The sequence below is a fragment of the Pseudomonas sp. P7548 genome (assembly GCF_013386585.1).
In the GTDB taxonomy this organism is placed as follows: Bacteria; Pseudomonadota; Gammaproteobacteria; order Pseudomonadales; family Pseudomonadaceae; genus Aquipseudomonas.
Genome location: NZ_JACARO010000011.1, coordinates 252,730 through 258,894 on the forward strand (window position 1 = coordinate 252,730; position 6,165 = coordinate 258,894).

Here is a 6,165-nt window from a genome sequence, read left to right on the forward strand (position 1 = left end):
TGGGACGATCCCAATACTTGCTCAGTCAGTGCTGACGTAGTCGGCGACCACCGTCGCTCATGCTCTGTTGAGAAGTAAACCTATTAAGACCCGTCGGTTTTCAACGGACGGTATTCTGGCGTTTTAGAGGTGAACAACGTGGAGCTTTTATCTGGTGGTGAGATGCTCGTCCGCTTTTTGCGTGACGAAGGCGTCGACTATATCTACGGGTACCCAGGTGGTGCTCTGCTGCATGTTTACGACGCACTGTTCAAGGAACCGGCTGTCAACCACATCCTGGTTCGCCACGAACAAGCTGCAACCCATATGGCTGACGGTTACGCCCGTGCCACCGGTAAAGCCGGTGTGGTACTGGTAACGTCCGGCCCAGGCGCAACCAATGCCATCACCGGCATCGCGACTGCGTACATGGACTCCATCCCGATGGTGATCATCTCCGGCCAGGTGCCTAGCACCATGGTGGGTACCGATGCATTCCAGGAAACCGATATGATCGGTATCTCCCGGCCGATCGTGAAACACAGCTTCATGATCAAGCACCCATCGGAAATCCCGGAAGTCATGAAAAAGGCTTTCTACCTCGCACAGTCCGGTCGCCCGGGCCCTGTGGTGGTCGATGTGCCGAAAGACATGACCAACCCGGCTGAAAAATTCGAATACGTCTTCCCGAAGAAAGCCAAGCTGCGCTCCTACAGCCCGGCCGTTCGTGGGCACTCGGGGCAAATCCGCAAGGCTGCAGAAATGCTTCTGGCGGCCAAGCGCCCTGTGTTGTACTCGGGTGGCGGCGTGATTCTGGGCGGCGGTTCCGCACCGTTGACCGAATTGGCCAAGCTGCTCAACCTGCCAGTGACCAACACCTTGATGGGGCTCGGCGCATTCCCGGGTACGGACCGTCAGTTCGTCGGCATGCTTGGCATGCACGGTAGCTACACAGCCAACCTGACCATGCACCACGCCGACGTGATCCTGGCCGTGGGCGCGCGGTTCGATGACCGTGTGATCAATGGCGCGAGCAAGTTCTGCCCGAACGCCAAGATCATCCACATCGACATCGACCCGGCGTCCATCTCCAAGACTATCAAGGCCGATGTGCCGATCGTGGGTCCTGTGGAAAGCGTGCTGACCGAAATGGTTGCCGCGCTCAAGGACATCGGCGAGACGCCGAACAAGGAATCCGTTGCCAGCTGGTGGAAGCAGATCGACGAATGGCGTGGTGACCGCGGCCTGTTCCCTTACGACAAGGGCGACGGCAGCATCATCAAGCCACAAACCGTGATCGAGACCCTGTGCGAAGTGACCAAGGGCGACGCCTTTGTGACCTCCGACGTGGGCCAACACCAAATGTTCGCCGCGCAGTACTACAAGTTCGACAAGCCTAACCGCTGGATCAACTCCGGTGGCCTGGGCACGATGGGCTTTGGTTTCCCTGCGGCCATGGGCGTGAAACTGAGCTTTCCGGACACCGATGTCGCGTGCGTCACCGGTGAGGGCAGCATCCAGATGAACATCCAGGAACTGTCGACGTGCCTGCAGTACGGCCTTCCGGTGAAGATCGTCTGCCTGAACAACGGCGTGCTGGGTATGGTTCGTCAGTGGCAGGACATGAGCTACAACAGCCGTCACTCCCATTCCTACATGGAGTCGCTGCCGGATTTCGTAAAATTGGTTGAAGCCTATGGCCACGTCGGCATTCGCATCACCGATTTGAAAGATCTGAAGCCGAAGATGGAAGAGGCGTTCGCCATGAAGGACCGCCTGGTGTTCATCGATATTCAGGTGGATACCAGCGAGCACGTCTACCCGATGCAGATCAAAGACGGCTCTATGCGCGACATGTGGCTGAACAAGACGGAGCGTACTTAATCATGCGGCACATTATCTCCCTGCTTCTGGAGAACGAACCCGGCGCTCTGTCTCGTGTTGTCGGCCTGTTTTCGCAACGCAACTACAACATCGAAAGCCTGACCGTGGCCCCGACCGAAGACCCGACTCTGTCGCGTCTGACGTTGACCACCGTGGGTCACGATGAGGTGATCGAGCAGATCACCAAGAACCTCAACAAGCTGATCGAAGTGGTCAAGCTGGTCGACCTGTCGGAAAGTGCCCACATCGAGCGCGAGCTGATGCTGGTCAAGGTCAAGGCCACGGGTGCCCAACGCGCCGAGATCAAACGGACTACCGACATTTATCGCGGGCAGATCGTCGATGTGAGCGCCAGCGTTTATACCGTTCAACTGACCGGTACAAGCGACAAGCTGGACAGCTTCATCCAGTCGATCGGGACGGCCTCGATTCTGGAAACGGTACGCAGTGGTGTCACCGGGATTGCCCGTGGCGACAAAGTACTCAGCATCTAACCCAAATTAGCGAATGGCCTTACGGCCTGGATATATAGAGGAACCTCATGAAAGTTTATTACGATAAAGATTGTGACCTGTCGATCATCCAGGGCAAGAAAGTCGCCATCATCGGCTACGGTTCCCAGGGTCATGCACAAGCGTGCAACCTGAAAGATTCCGGCGTTGACGTGACTGTCGGCCTGCGCAAAGGCTCGGCCACTGTTGCCAAGGCTGAAGCCCATGGCCTGAAAGTGACTGACGTTGCTTCTGCTGTTGCGGCTGCCGACCTGGTCATGATCCTGACCCCGGACGAGTTCCAGTCCTCGCTGTACAAGAACGAAATCGAGCCGAACATCAAGAAGGGCGCCACCCTGGCCTTCTCCCACGGCTTCGCGATCCACTACAACCAGGTTGTGCCGCGCGCTGACCTCGACGTGATCATGATCGCGCCGAAAGCACCGGGCCACACCGTGCGTTCCGAGTTCGTCAAAGGCGGCGGTATCCCTGACCTGATCGCGATCTACCAGGACGCGTCGGGCAACGCCAAGAACGTCGCCCTGTCCTACGCTGCTGGCGTGGGTGGCGGTCGTACCGGCATCATCGAAACCACCTTCAAGGACGAGACCGAAACCGACCTGTTCGGCGAACAAGCCGTTCTGTGCGGCGGTACCGTTGAGCTGGTCAAAGCCGGTTTCGAAACCCTGGTTGAAGCCGGCTACGCGCCGGAAATGGCCTACTTCGAATGCCTGCACGAACTGAAGCTGATCGTTGACCTCATGTACGAAGGCGGTATCGCCAACATGAACTACTCGATCTCCAACAACGCCGAATACGGCGAGTACGTGACTGGCCCGGAAGTGATCAACGCCGAGTCCCGTCAGGCCATGCGCAACGCCCTGAAACGTATTCAGGACGGCGAGTACGCCAAAATGTTCATCAGCGAAGGTGCAACCGGCTACCCTTCGATGACCGCCAAGCGTCGTAACAACGCCGCTCACGGCATCGAAGTCATCGGCGAGCAACTGCGCTCCATGATGCCGTGGATCGGTGCCAACAAGATCGTCGACAAAGCCAAGAACTAAGTCGTACGCATCAAGGAAAAACGCGGCTTAGGCCGCGTTTTTTCGTTTGGGGGCGGGTTCTGGTATAAAGCTGCATCGTTTGCAGGCGAACGCGCTCTGCAAGTATTTGTCGAATTTTTTCACACCGTTGCAAGGTAAAGTCCATGACCGAACGTCCCGAAGAGCCGGGCCAGGCCTCTGACGCCGATAGCCTGCTACCGATCGATGAGCATGTCGAAGAAGGGCATGATGCGGAAGGTCGCAAGGTCCGGCATCGTGGTATCTATCTTCTGCCCAATCTGTTCACCACGGCGAACTTGTTTGCCGGGTTCTATTCCATCATCAACTCCATGAGTGCGCAGAGTGCGCTGGCAGCGGGTGATGCGGCGAGTGCCAGCAAATACTTCGGTTTTGCGGCCATAGCTATTTTTGTGGCCATGGTGCTCGACGGCCTTGATGGCCGTGTCGCGCGCATGACCAACACCCAAAGTGCCTTCGGCGCCGAGTACGATTCGTTGTCGGACATGGTCGCCTTTGGCGTTGCTCCTGCTCTGCTGGCGTTTGCCTGGGCCCTGGGAGACATGGGCAAGGTGGGGTGGATGGTTGCCTTCATCTATGTCGCGGGCGCAGCCTTGCGCCTGGCGCGTTTCAATACCCAGGTGGGTACTGCCGACAAGCGCTACTTCATCGGCCTGGCCAGCCCGGCAGCTGCCGGAGTGGTGGCGGGCATTGTCTGGGCGTTCAGTGACTACGGCATCCAGGGTTCCAAGATGTCGTTTCTGGTGGCCTTGATGGTGGCGGCGGCCGGCATGCTGATGGTCAGCAATATCAAGTACAACAGTTTCAAGGAGTTCGACCTCAAGGGGCGCGTGCCTTTCGTGGCGATCCTGGTGGTGGTGCTTGTGTTCGCCGTCGTGTTCAGCGACCCACCGCGCATTCTGCTGCTGGCGTTCCTGATCTACGCGGCTTCGGGGCCGGTTCAGTACTTGCTGCATCTGCGTCGGGACAAAACATTGCCTTAATGTAATTTCCCCCATACTCCGCAGTCTATTGGTGCATCAGTTCTCCAATACTGCGGAGTTGCCATGCTAATCAAATTGCCCAAAGCGTCCGATTGCCACGAATCGGACGTCACACCTGAATCCTTCTATCTCTCACGCCGTAGCTTGCTCGGTGGGGCGCTTGCTGGCATTGCGGCCAGCAGCTTGCCGCGTTGGGCAAGTGCCAACGATGCTTCGCGTTATGCCGATGTCGAGGCAGGCAAGGCGCCCAGCTGGTTTGCCGACAAACTTCCCGAGACCAAGTGGCAGGCTGTGACCGTGACGGGGGAGGCGATTACCCCGTTCAAGGACGCGACCCACTACAACAACTTCTATGAATTTGGCACCGGCAAAGGCGACCCTGCAACCAATGCGGGGTCGCTGCAAACCGAACCTTGGAGTGTGGTGATTGATGGCGAGGTTGCGAAGCCGGGGCGCTATGCCCTGGAAGACTTCATGAAGCCTTACCAACTGGAGGAGCGAATCTATCGTTTGCGTTGTGTCGAGGCGTGGTCGATGGTCATTCCGTGGATAGGCTTTCCCATCTCTGCCTTGCTCAAGCAGGTGGAGCCTACGTCCAAAGCCAAATACATCCGCTTTGAAACCCTTAAAGATCCCAAGAGCATGCCTGGTCAGCGATCAAGCTTCGGTTTGATCGATTGGCCTTATGTAGAGGGGCTGCGTTTGGATGAAGCGATGAACCCTTTGGCGATTCTTGCCGTTGGCATGTATGGGCGGGAGCTGCCGAATCAGAACGGCGCGCCGTTGCGGCTGGTGGTGCCATGGAAGTATGGCTTCAAGAGTGTGAAGTCCATCGTGCGAATCAGTCTGGTGAACGAGCAGCCGAAAACTACATGGCAAAGCATCGCAGCGGACGAATATGGGTTTTATGCGAATGTGAACCCGACAGTCGACCACCCTCGCTGGACCCAGGCTCGGGAGCGACGGTTGCCAAGCGGTCTATTCAGTCCCAACGTGCGCGAGACGCAGATGTTCAACGGGTACTCGGATGAGGTTGCCTCTCTGTATACCAATCTGGATTTGCGGAAGAACTACTGATGCGCTATCCCATCTGGCGCATTGGCGTCTTTATAGCCGTGGCTGTGTGGCCGCTTTTCTGGTTGTACGAAGCATGGAGTTTTGCCTTAGGGCCGGATCCGGGCAAAGTGCTGGTTGATCGCCTGGGGTTGGGCACTCTGATTCTGCTGCTGATTACCTTGGGAATGACACCGCTGCAGAAATTGAGCGGTTGGGCAGGGTGGATAGCGGTGCGCCGGCAATTGGGGTTGTGGTGCTTTACGTATGTCGTGCTGCACCTGGCGGCTTATTGTGTGTTTGTTCTGGGGCTCGATTGGTCGCAGCTTGGGGTGGAATTGCGTAAACGTCCCTACATTATTGTGGGTACCTTGGGTTTTCTGTCCTTATTAGTGCTGGCGGTGACGTCGAACCGCTATAGCCAGCGTCGGCTTGGGAGTCGCTGGAAGAAATTGCACCGTCTGGTCTATGTGATTCTCGGGCTCGGCTTGCTGCATATGTTGTGGATTGTGCGAGCGGATCTAAAGGAATGGGCTGTCTATGCCTTTATAGGTGCTTTGCTCCTGGTGCTGCGGATACCGCCGGTAATGCGCAGAATTCCACGCCTTATTGCGAAAAAACCAGTTTCTGCAACAAAAGCGTAATTAAGGGTTGACGGCAGATTCTGGAGGCCTATAATTCGCCCCACTT

The 6,165-nt window shown here is 57.0% G+C and carries 6 protein-coding genes; all 6 read left to right on the top strand.

Annotated features, from left to right (window positions below):
• Positions 1-138: 138 nt before the first annotated feature.
• The gene (locus HX803_RS05890; protein WP_178919571.1) at positions 139-1,863 is read left to right on the top strand and encodes an acetolactate synthase 3 large subunit; all 1,725 of its coding nucleotides are present in this window, start codon (positions 139-141) and stop codon (positions 1,861-1,863) included.
• A 2-nt stretch (positions 1,864-1,865) separates the two neighbouring features.
• The gene (gene ilvN, locus HX803_RS05895) at positions 1,866-2,357 is read left to right on the top strand and encodes an acetolactate synthase small subunit (protein ID WP_003176102.1); all 492 of its coding nucleotides are present in this window, start codon (positions 1,866-1,868) and stop codon (positions 2,355-2,357) included.
• 47 nt (positions 2,358-2,404) lie between these two features.
• The gene (gene ilvC, locus HX803_RS05900) at positions 2,405-3,421 is read left to right on the top strand and encodes a ketol-acid reductoisomerase (protein ID WP_003194132.1); all 1,017 of its coding nucleotides are present in this window, start codon (positions 2,405-2,407) and stop codon (positions 3,419-3,421) included.
• A gap of 143 nt (positions 3,422-3,564) precedes the next feature.
• A complete protein-coding gene (gene pssA, locus HX803_RS05905; RefSeq protein WP_178919572.1) occupies positions 3,565-4,422 on the top strand; it encodes a CDP-diacylglycerol--serine O-phosphatidyltransferase in 858 nt (285 codons plus the stop codon).
• Positions 4,423-4,485: 63 nt separating this feature from the next.
• Positions 4,486-5,499, top strand: coding sequence for a protein-methionine-sulfoxide reductase catalytic subunit MsrP (gene msrP / locus HX803_RS05910; RefSeq protein ID WP_178919573.1), 1,014 nt, complete (start codon positions 4,486-4,488; stop codon positions 5,497-5,499).
• Entirely contained in the window at positions 5,499-6,119 is a 621-nt protein-coding gene (msrQ, locus tag HX803_RS05915) for a protein-methionine-sulfoxide reductase heme-binding subunit MsrQ (protein WP_178919574.1), read from the top strand. The genes msrP and msrQ overlap by 1 nt, the downstream gene beginning before the upstream one ends.
• Positions 6,120-6,165 lie beyond the last annotated feature (46 nt).